Source organism: Roseinatronobacter ekhonensis (genome assembly GCF_900499075.1).
Lineage (GTDB): Bacteria > Pseudomonadota > Alphaproteobacteria > Rhodobacterales > Rhodobacteraceae > Roseinatronobacter > Roseinatronobacter ekhonensis.
The window spans coordinates 1-13,989 of sequence record NZ_UIHC01000016.1 but is presented as its reverse complement, the minus strand read 5'-3'; the positions used below and the strand labels follow the sequence as shown (position 1 = coordinate 13,989).

At 61.3% G+C, this 13,989-nt stretch carries 14 protein-coding genes; 8 read left to right on the top strand and 6 right to left on the bottom strand.

Annotated features, from left to right (window positions below; genetic code table 11):
* Window positions 1-49 precede the first annotated feature (49 nt).
* Both ROE7235_RS09390 and ileS read right to left on the bottom strand, forming a co-directional pair.
* Window positions 50-256, bottom strand: coding sequence for a DUF2798 domain-containing protein (locus ROE7235_RS09390; RefSeq protein ID WP_121094968.1), 207 nt, complete (start codon window positions 254-256; stop codon window positions 50-52).
* Window positions 257-317: 61 nt separating this feature from the next.
* On the bottom strand, window positions 318-3,194 hold the full coding sequence (ileS, locus tag ROE7235_RS09385; RefSeq protein WP_121094966.1) for an isoleucine--tRNA ligase: 2,877 nt from the start codon (window positions 3,192-3,194) through the stop codon (window positions 318-320).
* Window positions 3,195-3,403: 209 nt separating this feature from the next.
* Between ileS and ROE7235_RS09380 the strand changes: the two genes are divergently transcribed.
* Complete coding sequence (locus ROE7235_RS09380; protein ID WP_121094964.1) at window positions 3,404-3,817, top strand: VOC family protein; 414 nt, start codon at window positions 3,404-3,406, stop codon at window positions 3,815-3,817.
* On the opposite strand, the gene cutA is transcribed toward ROE7235_RS09380, so the two are convergent.
* From cutA to ROE7235_RS09365, 3 genes are all read right to left on the bottom strand, one after another.
* Window positions 3,799-4,128 carry a divalent-cation tolerance protein CutA gene (gene cutA, locus ROE7235_RS09375; RefSeq protein WP_121094962.1) on the bottom strand — a complete coding sequence of 110 codons (330 nt, stop codon included), beginning with the start codon at window positions 4,126-4,128 and terminating at the stop codon, window positions 3,799-3,801. The genes ROE7235_RS09380 and cutA overlap by 19 nt on opposite strands.
* On the bottom strand, window positions 4,125-5,096 hold the full coding sequence (locus ROE7235_RS09370; protein WP_121094960.1) for a GT-B fold glycosyltransferase domain-containing protein: 972 nt from the start codon (window positions 5,094-5,096) through the stop codon (window positions 4,125-4,127). The genes cutA and ROE7235_RS09370 overlap by 4 nt, the downstream gene beginning before the upstream one ends.
* 131 nt (window positions 5,097-5,227) lie before the next feature.
* Complete coding sequence (locus ROE7235_RS09365) at window positions 5,228-6,598, bottom strand: L-serine ammonia-lyase (protein ID WP_121094958.1); 1,371 nt, start codon at window positions 6,596-6,598, stop codon at window positions 5,228-5,230.
* A 126-nt stretch (window positions 6,599-6,724) separates the two neighbouring features.
* Between ROE7235_RS09365 and ROE7235_RS09360 the strand changes: the two genes are divergently transcribed.
* From ROE7235_RS09360 to ROE7235_RS09330, 7 genes are all read left to right on the top strand, one after another.
* Window positions 6,725-7,111, top strand: coding sequence for a c-type cytochrome (locus tag ROE7235_RS09360; protein WP_121094956.1), 387 nt, complete (start codon window positions 6,725-6,727; stop codon window positions 7,109-7,111).
* Between the two features lie 60 nt (window positions 7,112-7,171).
* Complete coding sequence (gene rpiA, locus ROE7235_RS09355) at window positions 7,172-7,960, top strand: ribose-5-phosphate isomerase RpiA (protein WP_121094954.1); 789 nt, start codon at window positions 7,172-7,174, stop codon at window positions 7,958-7,960.
* A 9-nt stretch (window positions 7,961-7,969) separates the two neighbouring features.
* On the top strand, window positions 7,970-9,334 hold the full coding sequence (gorA, locus tag ROE7235_RS09350; RefSeq protein ID WP_121094952.1) for a glutathione-disulfide reductase: 1,365 nt from the start codon (window positions 7,970-7,972) through the stop codon (window positions 9,332-9,334).
* 65 nt (window positions 9,335-9,399) lie between these two features.
* Window positions 9,400-10,539 (top strand): FtsH protease activity modulator HflK, encoded by a 1,140-nt coding sequence (gene hflK / locus ROE7235_RS09345; RefSeq protein WP_121094950.1) that lies wholly within the window; start codon window positions 9,400-9,402, stop codon window positions 10,537-10,539.
* Complete coding sequence (gene hflC / locus ROE7235_RS09340; protein ID WP_121094948.1) at window positions 10,539-11,543, top strand: protease modulator HflC; 1,005 nt, start codon at window positions 10,539-10,541, stop codon at window positions 11,541-11,543. The genes hflK and hflC overlap by 1 nt, the downstream gene beginning before the upstream one ends.
* 12 nt (window positions 11,544-11,555) lie before the next feature.
* On the top strand, window positions 11,556-11,759 hold the full coding sequence (locus ROE7235_RS09335) for a DUF2065 domain-containing protein (RefSeq protein WP_245963920.1): 204 nt from the start codon (window positions 11,556-11,558) through the stop codon (window positions 11,757-11,759).
* Window positions 11,760-11,881: 122 nt separating this feature from the next.
* The gene (locus tag ROE7235_RS09330) at window positions 11,882-13,357 is read left to right on the top strand and encodes a Do family serine endopeptidase (RefSeq protein ID WP_121094944.1); all 1,476 of its coding nucleotides are present in this window, start codon (window positions 11,882-11,884) and stop codon (window positions 13,355-13,357) included.
* Between the two features lie 68 nt (window positions 13,358-13,425).
* On the opposite strand, the gene ROE7235_RS09325 is transcribed toward ROE7235_RS09330, so the two are convergent.
* Window positions 13,426-13,800: a peptidoglycan-binding domain-containing protein gene (locus ROE7235_RS09325; protein WP_121094942.1), complete on the bottom strand. Its 375-nt coding sequence runs from the start codon at window positions 13,798-13,800 to the stop codon at window positions 13,426-13,428.
* Between the last annotated feature and the right edge of the window lie 189 nt (window positions 13,801-13,989).

Genomic DNA, 13,989 nt, shown 5'->3' with positions numbered 1-13,989 from the left:
GAACGGGCGGCGCGACGGTCCAGCGGATGCAAGCGCAGCCTGATCAATATCAGGCCAGTCTTTCTGCCCATTTGCGGGCAAAGGGGCCGACCAGCACCGCCAGCGGCACGGCGATTGCCCAAGCCACCGCCCAAGCATAAGACCAACGCCCGAAATAGCCTGCGTCCAACCCGGTATTCACGGCCGTGATAAAACCGGACACGATGAAGGACATGATCGTGCCCATTAGCATGCCCGTTAAGATGCATAGTTTCATGGTTTGCTCTCTTGTCCGATAACATAATCAATAGTTCGAATATGTTATCGGACAAGGAATGTCACCCCAAAGCTGCGCTGCATCGCGCACATGTGTCGGGGTGAGCGTGGCTGCCCACATCTGGGCTGATTTTCCAGCAGCGCTGACATTTCTGTCCTTCGGCGCGTGCAAACACAACCGCAACGCCCGGTGCATCGTCCAGCGTGAAAGCCCCGTCCGGCGCGGTTTCGGTGCTCAGCGTCACGCCCGAGGTGATGCACAAGTCCGCGAAGGTCGCGGGGTCGGTCACGATTTGCGCCTGCGCTTCGGTCAGATGCACGATTGGCGCGGCTTCAAGGCTGGCGCCGATTGTTTTGGCGCGGCGTTCGGCTTCCAAAGCGCCGGTGACGACGCGGCGGACCATCCGCACGGTTTTCGCGCGCTCGGCCAGTGCTTCGTCCAACCAATCCGACGGAGTTGCCGGAATGTCGTGCAGATGCACGCTGTCATCGTCAGACGGGAAGCGCGACAGCCACACATCTTCCATCGTGAAGGGCAGGATCGGGGCCAACCAGGTCACCAAGCGGTGGAACAGCAGGTCCAGCACCGTGCGCGCGGCGCGGCGGCGCAAGCTATCCGGCGCATCGCAGTAAAGTGCATCTTTGCGGATGTCGAAATAGAAGGCTGACAGGTCCGTTGTTGCAAAATTGAACAAGGCTTGGAACACGCCTTGGAAGTCGTAGGCGTCGTAGCCCTTGCGCACGATGCCGTCCAACTCTGCCATGCGGTGTAGCATCAGCCGTTCCAGTTCGGGCATGTCGGCGGGGGCGACGCGCTCATCTTCCGACCAGCCGTCCAGATTGCCCAGCATGAAGCGCAGCGTGTTGCGCAAGCGGCGGTAGCTGTCAGCCACGCCTTTCAGGATTTCCTTGCCAATCCGCAGATCCGCCGTGTAGTCGGATTGCGCGACCCACAGGCGCAGGATATCCGCGCCATATTGGTCGATCACCTCTTGCGGGGCGACGGTGTTGCCGAGCGATTTGGACATTTTCATGCCCTTTTCGTCCAGCGTGAATCCGTGTGTCAGTACGCCCCGATAGGGCGCGCGGCCCTTGGTGGCGCAGGCTTGTAGCATCGACGAATGGAACCAGCCCCGGTGCTGGTCGGTGCCTTCCAGATACAGATCGGCAATCCCGTCCGGGCTGCCATCTTCGCGGTCGCGCAGCACGAAGGCGTGGGTCGATCCGGAATCGAACCACACATCCAGAATGTCAAAAACCTGATCATAGGCGTCTGGGTCATGCAGATTTCCAAGGACACGTTCCTTGAACCCTTGCACATACCATGCATCCGCCCCTTCGACCTCGAAGGTGGCCTTGATCCGGGCATTGACCTGTTCGTCGCGTAGAAGGAAATCGGGATCGGTCGGTTTCGCGCCCTTTTTCACAAAACAGGTGAGCGGCACGCCCCAAGCGCGTTGGCGCGACAGCACCCAGTCGGGACGGTTTTCGATCATTGAATAAAGGCGGTTGCGCCCGGTTTGCGGCGTCCATTTCACCAGCCGATCAATGCTTTCCAGCGCACGCGCGCGGATCGTGTCGCCATGCTCATTCATGCCATCATCGAGCGGCTTGTCGATGGCGGCGAACCATTGCGCAGTGTTGCGGTAGATCAGCGGCGCTTTCGACCGCCAGCTATGCGGATAGCTGTGTTTCAGCTTGCCTTTGGCGAAAAGCGCGCCGGCATAGGCCAGTTGCTTGATGACGGCCACGTTTGCGCCGCCTTCCTTGCCATCGGGTTTGACGATGACCTCGCCGCCAAACAGCGGCAGATCGGCGCGGTAGCTGCCATCTTCCAGCACATTATAGGTCATCGGCAGGCCGTGTTTCAGGCCGACCTGATAGTCGTCATCGCCATGGCTTGGGGCGGTGTGCACGAAGCCCGTGCCCGCGTCATCGGTCACATGGTCGCCGGGCAGCATGGGCACATCGAAATCCCATTCGCTGTTTGCGCCCTCGACGCCCCGGAAGGGGTGGGCCAGTGTGAGCGCGCCGAGTTCATCCGCCGATACATCGCGCAAGCGCTGCGCCGTGACCTTGGCTTGCCCAAAGGCGCTTTCGGCCAGCGCATCGGCCAAGATGACCTTTTCGGCTGCATCCATCTTTGCGCCCTCGGGCACCTCTCTCACTTCATAGAGGCCGTAAGAGATGCCGGGGCCGAAACACACCGCGCGGTTTTGCGGGATGGTCCAAGGCGTGGTGGTCCAGATGACGACCGACGCGCCTTCAAGCGCACTAGTCTGCACCGCGAACCGCACCCAGATCGTATGCGATGTATGCTCGTGATACTCGACCTCGGCCTCTGCCAAAGCGGTCTTTTCGACCGGCGACCACATCACGGGCTTTGACCCCTGATAGAGCGAGCCGTTCATCACCAGCTTCATGAACTCATCCGCGATCACGGCCTCTGCGTGGTAATCCATGGTCAGGTAGGGCTTGTCCCATTTCCCGGTGATGCCCAAACGCTTGAATTCCTCGCGCTGCACGTCGATCCACTGGTCGGCGAAGCGGCGGCATTCCTGACGGAAATCGACCACGTCGACCGCATCTTTATCCAGCCCTTCGGCGCGGTATTTCTCTTCGATCTTCCACTCGATCGGCAGGCCATGGCAATCCCAACCCGGCACATAGCGCGCGTCGCGGCCCAGCATTTGCTGGCTGCGGGTGATGAAATCCTTCAGCACCTTGTTCAGCGCGTGACCGATATGCAGGTGGCCATTCGCGTAGGGCGGGCCGTCATGCAGGATGAAAGGCTTGCGACCCTCGGCACCAGCGCGCAGTCGATCATAAATGCCAAGCCGTTCCCAACGGGCCAGCCAGTCGGGTTCGCGCGCAGGCAGGCCCGCGCGCATCGGAAAGTCGGTTTCGGGCAGGAAAAGCGTGTCTTTGTAGTCGGTCATCTTCGGCGATCTTTCGCAAATTGTGGAACGGGCAAGCGCAAATTTGACCCGGCACTCCGGGCGCGTCAGAGTGCCGGGACGCTAATTCGCTGGATGATCGCTATATATGCCATGCGCGCCTTATAGGGTTGCGTTCGCGCAGCGTCCAGAGGGGTGCTTGTCTGTTTTGGCCGCTGCGGATAGCACTGGCACAAACAGGAGGACCGAACATGCTGATGCCCTTTCACTTCGCCTATCATGTCCATGATCTGGACGCCGCGCGCGGCTTTTACGGCAAGGTTCTGGGGTGCGCGGAGGGGCGGAGCACCGACACATGGGTCGATTTCGATTTCTTCGGCCACCAGATCAGCCTGCATCTGGGAGAGCCCTTCGCCAATGCGCCCACGGGTAAGGTCGGCGATCACATGGTGCCGATGCCGCATTTCGGGCTGGTACTGGATGTGGACCGCTTCCGCGCGCTGTCCGAGCGGTTGGACGCGGCGGGCGTCGATTTCGTGATTCCGCCGACCCTACGGTTCAAGGGGGAGCCGGGTGAGCAATGGACCATGTTCTTCCGCGACCCGTCGGGCAACCCGATAGAGGTGAAGGGCTACCCGGACGCCGCTCAGGTTTTTGCGACCTGACATTCTTCGGCGATCCAGTCAGCCACGCCGGGGCCGATGGCTGAGAGCGGAAGGGCAGTGATTGCCGGCAACTCGTAGGGGTGCTTGGCCGAGATGACGGTGCAGAGCGCGTCAAACCGTGTTGCGGGCGCTTTCATTCGCAACAGCACTTCGCTTTCCGAATCTATTTGCCCTTGCCAGTGGAACAGGCTTTCCAGCCCCGGAAGGATGTTGGCGCAGGCCACCAGCCGCGCCTGTAGCGCAGCATGCGCAATAGCGCGCGCGCTGTCTTCGTCCGGGCAGGTCACTTCCACCTCTATCACGCCTGTCATCGTATCCAATGCCCCGCATCCATGATCCGCTTCTTGCGCCCCCAATATGTGAAGGGCGGCGGGGTGCCTGCCATGATCTGGCGCAAATTGGGGCCGTTTTCCTTGAAGATCATGCGCCGGAACGCGACATGCTGGTTAAAAATATCCCATAGGTGCGGGGCGCGCGTGACCTGTTCCAGAATGTCCACCGCATGGTCGGAGCCATAGGCATAAATTTCCGGCAGTGCGCGGTAATGCAGCGATTTTTCCGCGTCCAAACCAGTGTTCCGTCGCCCGCCGCCCAAAGCAGCCACTGCCAGCGGCAGCACAATCTGGTCCAGCCAGGGGTAGAGCGTTTGCGTGGCCAGCTCGGGCGGCGGATCGCGCGCGATGTCCTGCGCGTAATGCAACAGCCGCGTGCCCAACTGATGCGGGCACTCTGCGGTAAACCAGCCTGCGTTGAAATACAGGTAGCGTCGCCAGTCATCCGCGCCGAATTGCGTGTCGAGGGTGGGCGTCATGTCCAGCCCGAAACGGTCATAAAGCGCGCCCCAGATCTGCGCCAATGACGGTCCGTAAAGCGGCTCGCGCGGCCATGTTGGCTCGACCATGGTCGAAGCCGTGGGTGGCCCCGCCACCACGTCGGCAATCGGACCCGTGACAAGCGTGTCGGTATCGAAAAAGGCAAACGGCTCTCCGGCCGGTAGCAGGGCCAGCGCTTCCAGCTTGTTGCCCTGCGGGTAGCGCGCCCCAAAGACCTTGTTGTGCAGCGGCACGATCTCTGCCCCCAACGCCCGCAATTCGCGCCGGATCGCGGGGCGACTGATGCGCGGGTCATCTTCCCAAAGCGGCCCCGGTTGCGGTTCCGCCACAACAAGCCGCAAACCGCTATTCGCCGCGACATGCCGCAGGCTCGCGGCGAAAAGCAATGCCTCGTATTGCAGTCGCCCATTCTGCGCCACAATCAGGATATTGCGGATCGTTCCCATACGCGCCCTTTTTTGTTTGTCACGCTACAGTAAGGGCAAGGGCACATTCCTGAAAAGCGATTTCATCTTGCCATAAATACTCATGGCGCAGTCTCGGCCAAACGCGCAGAATTCGGGAAGAGCCTGCCGTGTCAGCAATTTGGGATATTGACCGCCAAACCGCCCAAGGCAGTTTCCTTGTATTTTTCCGACATATCGGCCCCGGTCTGGCGCATCGCCTCGATGCAGTTGTCAAGCGGCATGAAATGCGTGCCATCGCCGCGCAGCGCCAATGATGCGGCGGAGACTGCCTTGATCGCGCCCAAGCCGTTGCGTTCTATGCACGGCACCTGCACCAGCCCTTTGACAGGGTCGCAAGTCATGCCCAGATGGTGCTCCAGCGCGATTTCGGCCGCATTTTCCACCTGTTCGGGCGAGGCCCCTAGAACGGCAGCCAGCCCCGCGGCAGCCATAGCAGAGGCCGCGCCGACCTCTGCCTGACAGCCGCATTCCGCACCCGAGATAGATGCGTTGTGTTTGACTAGCCCGCCGATTGCGGCGGCGGTCAGCAGGAAATCGCCCAGACGCGCTTCGGATGCGCCGGGCACATGGTCCAGCCAGTAGCGGATCGTGGCGGGCACCACACCCGCCGCTCCGTTTGTCGGAGCGGTCACGACCTGTCCGCCCGCCGCGTTTTCCTCGTTGACGGCCATTGCATAGATGCTGATCCAGTCGTTAATCACATGCGGCGCGGTCAGGTTCAGCCCGGCTTCGGCTTTAAGGGATTGATGGATCGCCTTCGCGCGCCGGCGCACATTCAACCCGCCGGGCAGGGTGCCATCGCTGTCCAGACCCCGGTCGATACAGGCGCGCATGACCGCCCAGATACGTCGCAGCCCTGCATCCAGCGCGTTTGGCCCCATGGTGGCCAACTCATTGGCACGTTTCATCTGTGCAATCGTCTTGCCAGAGGCGCGTGCCATCTCAAGCATCTCGCTTGCAGTGGCGAAAGGGTAAGGGAAGGCCACGTCGGGCGTGGGCGGTTCCGCGTCCAATTCGGTCTCTGTCACAACGAAACCGCCCCCGATAGAGAAGTAGGTCTCTTGCGCGATCACGTCGCCCTGCGCGTCGGTCGCCATCAGGCGCAGCCCGTTTGCATGGCTAGGCAGGGGCGGGCCGTAGTCGAATATGAGGTCGGTATCCGGAGCAAAGTGCAGGGTGCCAAGGCCCTCCACCTCGACCGTCCCCTCGGATTTGATCCGGGCCAGTGCGGCATCGGCGCGGGTTGCGTCATAGGCCGACGGGATGAAGCCGGCCAGCCCAAGGATGACAGCGCGGTCCGTCGCATGCCCCACGCCGGTAAACGCGAGCGAGCCATGCAGACTGGCTTTGAGCCCCGCCACACCGAAGGGCAGGCCGCGCAGGTGATCCAGAAACCGCGCGGCGGCCACCATCGGCCCCATCGTATGGGATGATGACGGGCCGATCCCCACCTTGAACATGTCGAACACCGACAGAAACATCGCACACCCCTCGTTTTCTCGGATAAAGCTAACCTTAGTTTGCACCAATCCCAACACGGGAAACGACATGTCACCTTCCAAACAAGACCCCTTGGCAGGCGCGTCGCGCTGGGGCAGGGTTGCGCCATGAAACCTGTGCTTGTCCTTGCCCCGCTTTTGGCCCTCGCGGCCTGTTCGCCTACCACCAGCCCGCAGGCGGGCCGCAGTCTTTTCGCGCAAAACTGTGTGCAATGCCACGGCGCGGATGCCCGCGGCGGTGATACCGTGCCAGACCTGACGGGCATCGCGCTGCGGGCGGGCGGCGCGTATCCGCAGGTGATGGTTCTTGACAAACTTGACGGATATGCCCGTGGGCAGGCGGCCTATGCGGGCGTCAAGATGCCGGAATTCGGATATCTTCTCACAGGGCCATTGACGCGGGTGCCATTGCCGGATGGCATGTCGCGCGAACTGCCCGAAAAGATCGTTGCTTTGGACAGTTACCTGCGCAGCATCCAGCGCACGGGCGATTAGCCCTTAAACCTTGGTGGCAAAGCGCCTATAACCCGGCCAATAGTATTGTGAGGGCCCGCCATGACCGACCAGATGACCCCGATTGATCGTGCCAAATATGCCAGTGCCTATTGCGCGGCAGATTTCGTCAAGGATGGGATGCGCGTGGGCCTTGGCACCGGATCGACCGCCAGTTGGCTGGTGCGCCGTCTGGGCGCGCGGGTTAAGAATGAGGGCTTGCGTATTATTGCCGTGCCGACCTCGACCCGGACAGCGCAGCTTGCGCACGAGGTGGGTATAAATGTTGTCTCGCTGGATGAAGCGCGCTGGCTGGACCTGACAATAGACGGGGCCGATGAATTCGATGCCGAACTGACCCTGATAAAGGGGGGCGGCGGCGCGCTGCTGCACGAAAAGATCGTGGCAACGGCGTCGGACCAGATGATCGTCATCACCGACCCTGCCAAGGAAGTGAACGCACTGGGCGCCTTTCCCTTGCCGGTAGAGGTGATCCCGTTCGGCTGGCAGGCGTCTAAAGCCTTGATCGAAGAAATTCTTGCCAGCATGGATGTTCTGGACCGCCAAACCCGTCTGCGCATGAATGGTGACGCGCCATATGTGACCGATGAAGGCAATTACATTCTGGATCTTGCCTTGGGCCGAATCGGCAATGCGCGGCAATTGTCGCTGGTGCTGAACCAAGTGCCGGGCGTGGTTGAAAATGGGCTGTTTGTGGACATCGCCGATCAGGTCATAATCGGACATCCCGATGGCGCGGTAGAGTTGCGCGATCTGTCGGACGGGTCCGCGCAGGTCAGCCACCGTCAGGTGGAGCTGGCAGAGGCCAGCAATATCTTCGACGACATTTAAGGGGGCACCATGCCATTCGACTATGATCTGTTCGTGATCGGCGGCGGGTCCGGCGGTGTGCGCGCGGCGCGCATTGCCGCCAGTGAACATGGCGCAAAGGTCGCGCTGGCTGAAGAATACCGCATGGGTGGCACTTGCGTCATTCGCGGTTGCGTGCCGAAAAAGCTGATGGTGTTTGCCTCGGAATTTCCCGGCCGCGTGGCCGATGCGCAGGCCTATGGCTGGGATGCGCAGATCGGCGCGTTCGATTGGGGCGCGTTCCGGTCAAAACTGGATACGGAATTGACCCGGCTGGAATCGGCGTATCGTAAGGGGCTGGACAGCGCGGGCGTGACGGTCTTCGACTGCCGCGCCACGCCCGATGACCCCCACACGGTGGAACTGGCCGATGGCCGCAAGATCACCGCGCGCCATATCCTGATCGCCACCGGCGGCGCGCCGGTCGTGCCGGACCAATGGCAGGGGCACAATGTTCTCACCTCGAACGAGGTGTTCTTGATGGACCGCCTGCCCAAATCCATGCTGATCGTGGGCGGCGGCTATATTGCCAGTGAATTTGCCTGCATCTTTAACGGGCTGGGCGTAAAAACCACGCAATTCTATCGCGGCGCGCAAATCCTGCGCGGGTTCGATGAGGAAGCGCGTGGGCATATCGCGGACGAAATGGCGGCCAATGGCGTTGACCTGCATCTGGGCACGGATGTGGTCGAGATGCGCGCCGAGGGCGACCAGACCTTCGTCAAGGCGACCACCGGCCATGACGGCACTTACGATGCGGTGATGTTCGCCACGGGGCGCAGGCCCAACACCGACGGGCTGGGGCTGGACAAGCTGGGGCTGGAGCTTGGGCCGGGCGGCGCGATCCCGGTGGACAACTACAGCCAGACCGCAATCCCCTCGGTCTATGCCGTGGGTGATGTGACGGATCGTGCCAATCTCACGCCGGTCGCGATCCGCGAGGGGCATGCCTTTGCCGATACCGTCTTTGGTGGCACGCCGCGCTATTTCGACCATGGGCTGATCCCGACGGCGGTTTTCACACGTCCCGAATTCGGCACTGTCGGAATGACCGAGGAAGAAGCCCGCGACCAAGGCCCGGTCGATGTGTATTGTGCCGCGTTCCGCCCCATGCATAGCCTGTTTGCAGGCCGCAATTCGCGGGCAATGATGAAATTGATCGTGTGCCAGACGACCGACCGCGTGCTGGGGTGTCACATCGTCGCGGATGGCGCGGGAGAGATGATCCAGCTTGCCGGCGTCGCGGTGTCCATGGGGGCGACAAAAGCGCAGTTCGACGCGACCTTGGCGGTGCATCCGTCAATGGCCGAGGAACTGGTCACAATGCGGAAAGCCATCCGCAGCCATGCGCGCTAAGGGTTGAATTCGAGGGTTATGAACCCACTTGTCAGACAAAGCTGTAAATCAGGAATGGAGTCCAGATGTCCGGAAATAACGGAGGGCCATGGGGAGGCGGCAATCGCGGCGGTGGAAACCGCGGCGGCGATGGCGGCAACAACGGCAATAATGGCCCGCGCGGTGGTGGTGGCCAGCAGGTTCCCGAAATCGAAGAGATCGTGAAGAAGGGCCAAGAACAACTGCGCGTCCTGATGGGCGGTCGCGGTGGTGGCAATAACGGCCCGTCCGGCGATGGCGGCGGCGGTGGTTTCAGCAAACGCGGTGTGTTGTTGGGCCTCGTCGCGCTGGTGGCGGCTTGGGCATTTGCATCGTTCTACACGGTTCGCCCCGAAGAGCGGTCGGTCGAACTGCTGTTCGGCCAATATTACCAGACCGGCAACCCCGGTCTGAACTTTGCGCCTTGGCCCGTGGTCAGCAGCGAAGTGGTGCAGGTGACGACCGAACGTGTGACCGAAGTGGGCACCGGGCGGTCAAACCTTGACACTGGCCTGATGCTGACGCGCGACGAAGCGGTTGTGGATATCGAATTCCAGGTTGTCTGGAACATTGCCGATCCCGCGCGCTTCCTGTTCAACTTGGCCGATCCGCGCGAAACGGTGCGCGCGTCTGCGGAATCCGCGATGCGTGACATTATCGCGCGTACAGAACTGTCGCCAATTCTGAACCGTGACCGTGGTGCCATTGCGGCCGACCTTCAGGGCGCGGTGCAGGATTTGCTCGACAGCTATGATGCAGGCATCAACGTAATTCGTGTGAACTTCGACAAGGCCGACCCGCCAGAGCAGGTGATCAGTGCCTTCCGCGACGTGCAGACCGCCCGTCAGGAACGTGACCGGCTGGAGCGTGAGGCCGATGCCTACGCCAACCGCGTGCTTGCAGAGGCGCGTGGCCAGGCTGCACAGCTTCGCGAAGAGGCCGAAGGTTACCGTGCGCAGGTGGTCAACACCGCGCAGGGTGAGGCCAGCCGCTTCGTGTCTGTCTACACCGAATACGTCAATGCGCCCGAAGTGACGCGCAAACGCATGTATCTGGAAACCATGGAACAGGTTCTGGGCGATATGAACCTGACAATTCTGGACAACGTAACTGGTGGCGAGTCGGGTACCGGCGTTCTGCCATACCTGCCGCTGAATGAACTTGGCCGCCAGAGGAGTGCAAACTGATGAAAAAAGCTGGTCTTATATTGCCAGTCATCGCCGTGGCCGTGGTGCTTGCGTTTTCGTCGCTGTTCATCGTGGATGAACGTGAAAACGTGCTTGTGCTGCAATTCGGTCAGGTGAAACAGGAAATCACGGAACCGGGCCTTGGGTTCAAGGTGCCGTTCATTCAGGAAGTGGTGCGCTACGACGCGCGTATTCTTGGCCTGCAAACCCAACCCTTGGAAGTCACCCCATTGGATGACCGTCGTCTTGTTGTTGACGCGTTCCTGCGCTGGCGCCTGCGCGATGTCAGCGACTTCCGCGAAGCGGTGGGTCTTGACGGTGTGCGCGGTGCGCAAGGCCGGATCGAAAGCATCATGAACGCGTCGATCCGCGAAGTCTTGGGCTCGGTGCCGTCCAACTCTGTGCTGTCGGAGGATCGTACCGGGTTGATGAACCGCATTCGCGATCTGGCGCGGCGTCAGGCGGACTCTTTGGGCATCGAAGTGGTCGATGTGCGTCTGACGCGTACTGACCTGCCGCAAGAGAACCTTGAAGCGACCTTTGCCCGGATGCGCGCCGAGCGCGAACGCGAAGCCGCGGACGAGCGCGCGCGCGGTAACGAAGCCGCGCAGCGTGTGCGCGCGCTGGCCGATCGGACCGTGACCGAACTGGTGTCGAGCGCGCAGCGTGATGCCGAAATCGTGCGCGGTGAGGCCGATGCCGAACGCAACCGGATTTATGCTGACGCCTATAATCTGGACCCGGAATTCTTCGCCTTCTCGCGCTCCATGCAAAGCTACGCGGCGGCGCTGCGGGGTGAGAATTCGACCATGGTACTCAGCCCGGATAGCGAGTTCTTCAACTTCCTGCGCACGGATGGCCTGAGCGGAGAGTCGCTCGCCGCTGCCGAAGCCTTTGCCCGCGAGTTGGAGGAGAACCCCGAAGCCGCGCGCGAACGCCTGCCTGAACCCAGCGCGGAAGAGCCGGAGTCGGTGCGCGAGCTTGAAGATATGATAAGCAATTAAGGGATGGTCGGCGTGAATTTATCCACGCTCGTCCTTGCCCTTGGATTGGTGCTTATTCTGGAGGGGCTGGTGTTCGCACTGGCCCCTTCCCGCGTTGAAGACCTGTTGCGCGCGCTGTCGCAGTTGCCAGAAGGTGCGCGCCGCCTGATCGGGGCGCTTGCCTTGGTTTTGGGCGTCCTTCTGTTCACCCTGTCCGGGATGATCGCGGCGCCGTAACCTGCTCTCACCTTTGGTTGAAATATCATTTCACGAATTGCGTTTGTCCTGATCTGCCATATCTATGCAACAGAGTGTGGGCCAATGCCCGCCGATCATGACAGTGAAAGAGGAGTTCACATATGCCTTCCACCGTCGCGATAGCGCGCCAACATGACAGCGCGGGGCTGTTCCGGCTGGTCCGTCTGACCATGCTGGCGCTTGTGCTGACCTTGGCTCAAGCCACCGTTCTGTTGGCCCAAGACCGCCCCGAAAGTTTTGCTGATCTTGCAGAGCGAGTCAGCCCCGCCGTGGTCAACATTACCACGACCACCACTGTAGCGGCGCGGATGGATGATCGTCCGCAACTGCCCGAAGGGTCCCCGTTCGAAGATTTCTTCCGCGATTTTCTGGATGATCCACGCGGTCCGGGCGCGCCACAACGGCCACGTCAGGGTCAGGCGCTGGGCTCCGGCTTCGTGATTTCGTCCGAGGGATACATCGTGACGAACAACCACGTCATTGACGGCGCCGATGAGATCCAGATCGAGTTTTTCTCTGGTCTGACGCTGGAAGCCACATTGGTGGGCACCGACCCGGCGACCGACATTGCTTTGCTCAAAGTCGACCACGACGAAGAGCTGCCCCATGTCGGCTTTGGCGATGCCGAAGCCACGCGCGTGGGCGACTGGGTGATGGCCGTCGGCAATCCGCTGGGGCAGGGCTTCTCGGTCAGTGCCGGCATCATCTCGGCGCGCGGACGTGCGCTGCAAGGCAATTACGATGATTATATCCAGACCGATGCCGCCATTAACCGTGGCAATTCCGGTGGTCCGTTGTTCAATATGGATGGCGATGTCATCGGTGTGAACACCGCGATCCTGTCGCCCACCGGCGGCTCTATCGGGATCGGGTTTGCCATGTCCTCCAACGTCGTGACCGGCGTGGTTGATCAGTTGCGCGAATTCGGCAGCACGCGCCGCGGTTGGCTGGGTGTGCGCATCCAGAACGTCTCTGACGAGATGGCCGAAGCGGTCGGGCTGGAAGAAGCCCGCGGTGCGATGGTCACAGAGGTGATGGATGGACCGTCCAAAGAGGCGGGAATCCTGGCCGGCGATGTCATTCTCGAATTTGACGGCGGCAATGTCGCGGATAGCAACATGCTGGTGCGTCGGGTTGCTGACGCCGGTGTGGGGCGCGCGGTAGATGTGGTCGTTTTCCGCGATGGTTCGGAGCAGACGGTGTCCGTTACATTGGGTCAACGCGAACTGGCGGCGGCCAATAGCGACGGTCCCGGAATGCCAGAGCCGAACCCCGAACCCTCGAGCTTTCTGGGGATGGAGCTTGCGCCGATAACCGATGCGCTGCGGGTCGAAATGGATTTGCCCGCCGGTATGCGCGGTCTTGTTGTCGGCTCCGTCGAGCCTGACAGCGACGCGGGTAGCAAAGGGATTCTACCCGGTGATCTGATCACAGAGGCCAACCAGCAACCTGTGAACAACGTCACCGACCTTCGCGAACGGGCCGAAGCGGCCCGAGAGGCGGGGCGCAAGTCGCTTTTGGTCTTGTTGCGCCGTGGCGGTGATCCCCGGTTCGTGGCGCTTAGCCTCGAAGAGTGACGCCACCGAACGGAAACGAGAAACGCGCGCCCAGAGTGGCGCGCGTTTTTCATGCGAAAATTCTAGGCTCAGTTGCGGCCGAAGTCGCGGGGTGACAAACCGAGCCGTTGTGCGGTCTCTAAGGTGAGGATCGGGCTGTCGAACCCGGTCGCGCGCTGGAACGCGCGGACCGCATCGCGGGTGGCCGAATCCGGTCGCCCGGTGATTGGTCCGGAATAGTAGTCGCGCGCCTGCAAAGCGCGTTGCAGGCTTGCCACGAACACGCTTGTCACCGTTTCCGGGCAGGGCACGCGGAAAGCAGTTTCCTCAATCACGCCATTTGTCGGGGCCGCACCGCTTGTAGAGTAGCGCGCCCAGCAAGCCCGGTTCGGGCTGGCGGGCAGTGTCAAACTGGCGGTTTCGACCCGCGCGCGCGAGGCGTCGACATCTGTCGCCTGTGCCATGTCTGCAGTTGCAAGTGCTGTCAGCGCAACAACAGCGCCAATGTGCAGCGCGATAAATCGGTTATACTCCGAGTCCTGCAGAAGCCGAATTTGTTGACTTGACTGCTGGGTTTGGAACGATTCAGCTATTGCTTATGATCCGCCCTGACTTTCTTTCCTCACCAGCCCGCCTCGAGCTTGAGGCTTGCG

Excerpts from the sequence above, each read along its gene's own strand:
- hflK (WP_121094950.1), top strand. The coding sequence starts at position 9,400 with ATGTCCGGAAATAACGGAGGGCCATGGGGAGGCGGCAATCGCGGCGGT.
- ROE7235_RS09325 (WP_121094942.1), bottom strand. The coding sequence starts at position 13,800 with ATGGCACAGGCGACAGATGTCGACGCCTCGCGCGCGCGGGTCGAAACC.
- ROE7235_RS09360 (WP_121094956.1), top strand. The coding sequence starts at position 6,725 with ATGAAACCTGTGCTTGTCCTTGCCCCGCTTTTGGCCCTCGCGGCCTGT.
- hflC (WP_121094948.1), top strand. The coding sequence starts at position 10,539 with ATGAAAAAAGCTGGTCTTATATTGCCAGTCATCGCCGTGGCCGTGGTG.
- rpiA (WP_121094954.1), top strand. The coding sequence starts at position 7,172 with ATGACCGACCAGATGACCCCGATTGATCGTGCCAAATATGCCAGTGCC.
- ileS (WP_121094966.1), bottom strand. The coding sequence starts at position 3,194 with ATGACCGACTACAAAGACACGCTTTTCCTGCCCGAAACCGACTTTCCG.
- ROE7235_RS09330 (WP_121094944.1), top strand. The coding sequence starts at position 11,882 with ATGCCTTCCACCGTCGCGATAGCGCGCCAACATGACAGCGCGGGGCTG.
- gorA (WP_121094952.1), top strand. The coding sequence starts at position 7,970 with ATGCCATTCGACTATGATCTGTTCGTGATCGGCGGCGGGTCCGGCGGT.
- cutA (WP_121094962.1), bottom strand. The coding sequence starts at position 4,128 with ATGACAGGCGTGATAGAGGTGGAAGTGACCTGCCCGGACGAAGACAGC.
- ROE7235_RS09380 (WP_121094964.1), top strand. The coding sequence starts at position 3,404 with ATGCTGATGCCCTTTCACTTCGCCTATCATGTCCATGATCTGGACGCC.
- ROE7235_RS09365 (WP_121094958.1), bottom strand. The coding sequence starts at position 6,598 with ATGTTTCTGTCGGTGTTCGACATGTTCAAGGTGGGGATCGGCCCGTCA.
- ROE7235_RS09370 (WP_121094960.1), bottom strand. The coding sequence starts at position 5,096 with ATGGGAACGATCCGCAATATCCTGATTGTGGCGCAGAATGGGCGACTG.
- ROE7235_RS09390 (WP_121094968.1), bottom strand. The coding sequence starts at position 256 with ATGAAACTATGCATCTTAACGGGCATGCTAATGGGCACGATCATGTCC.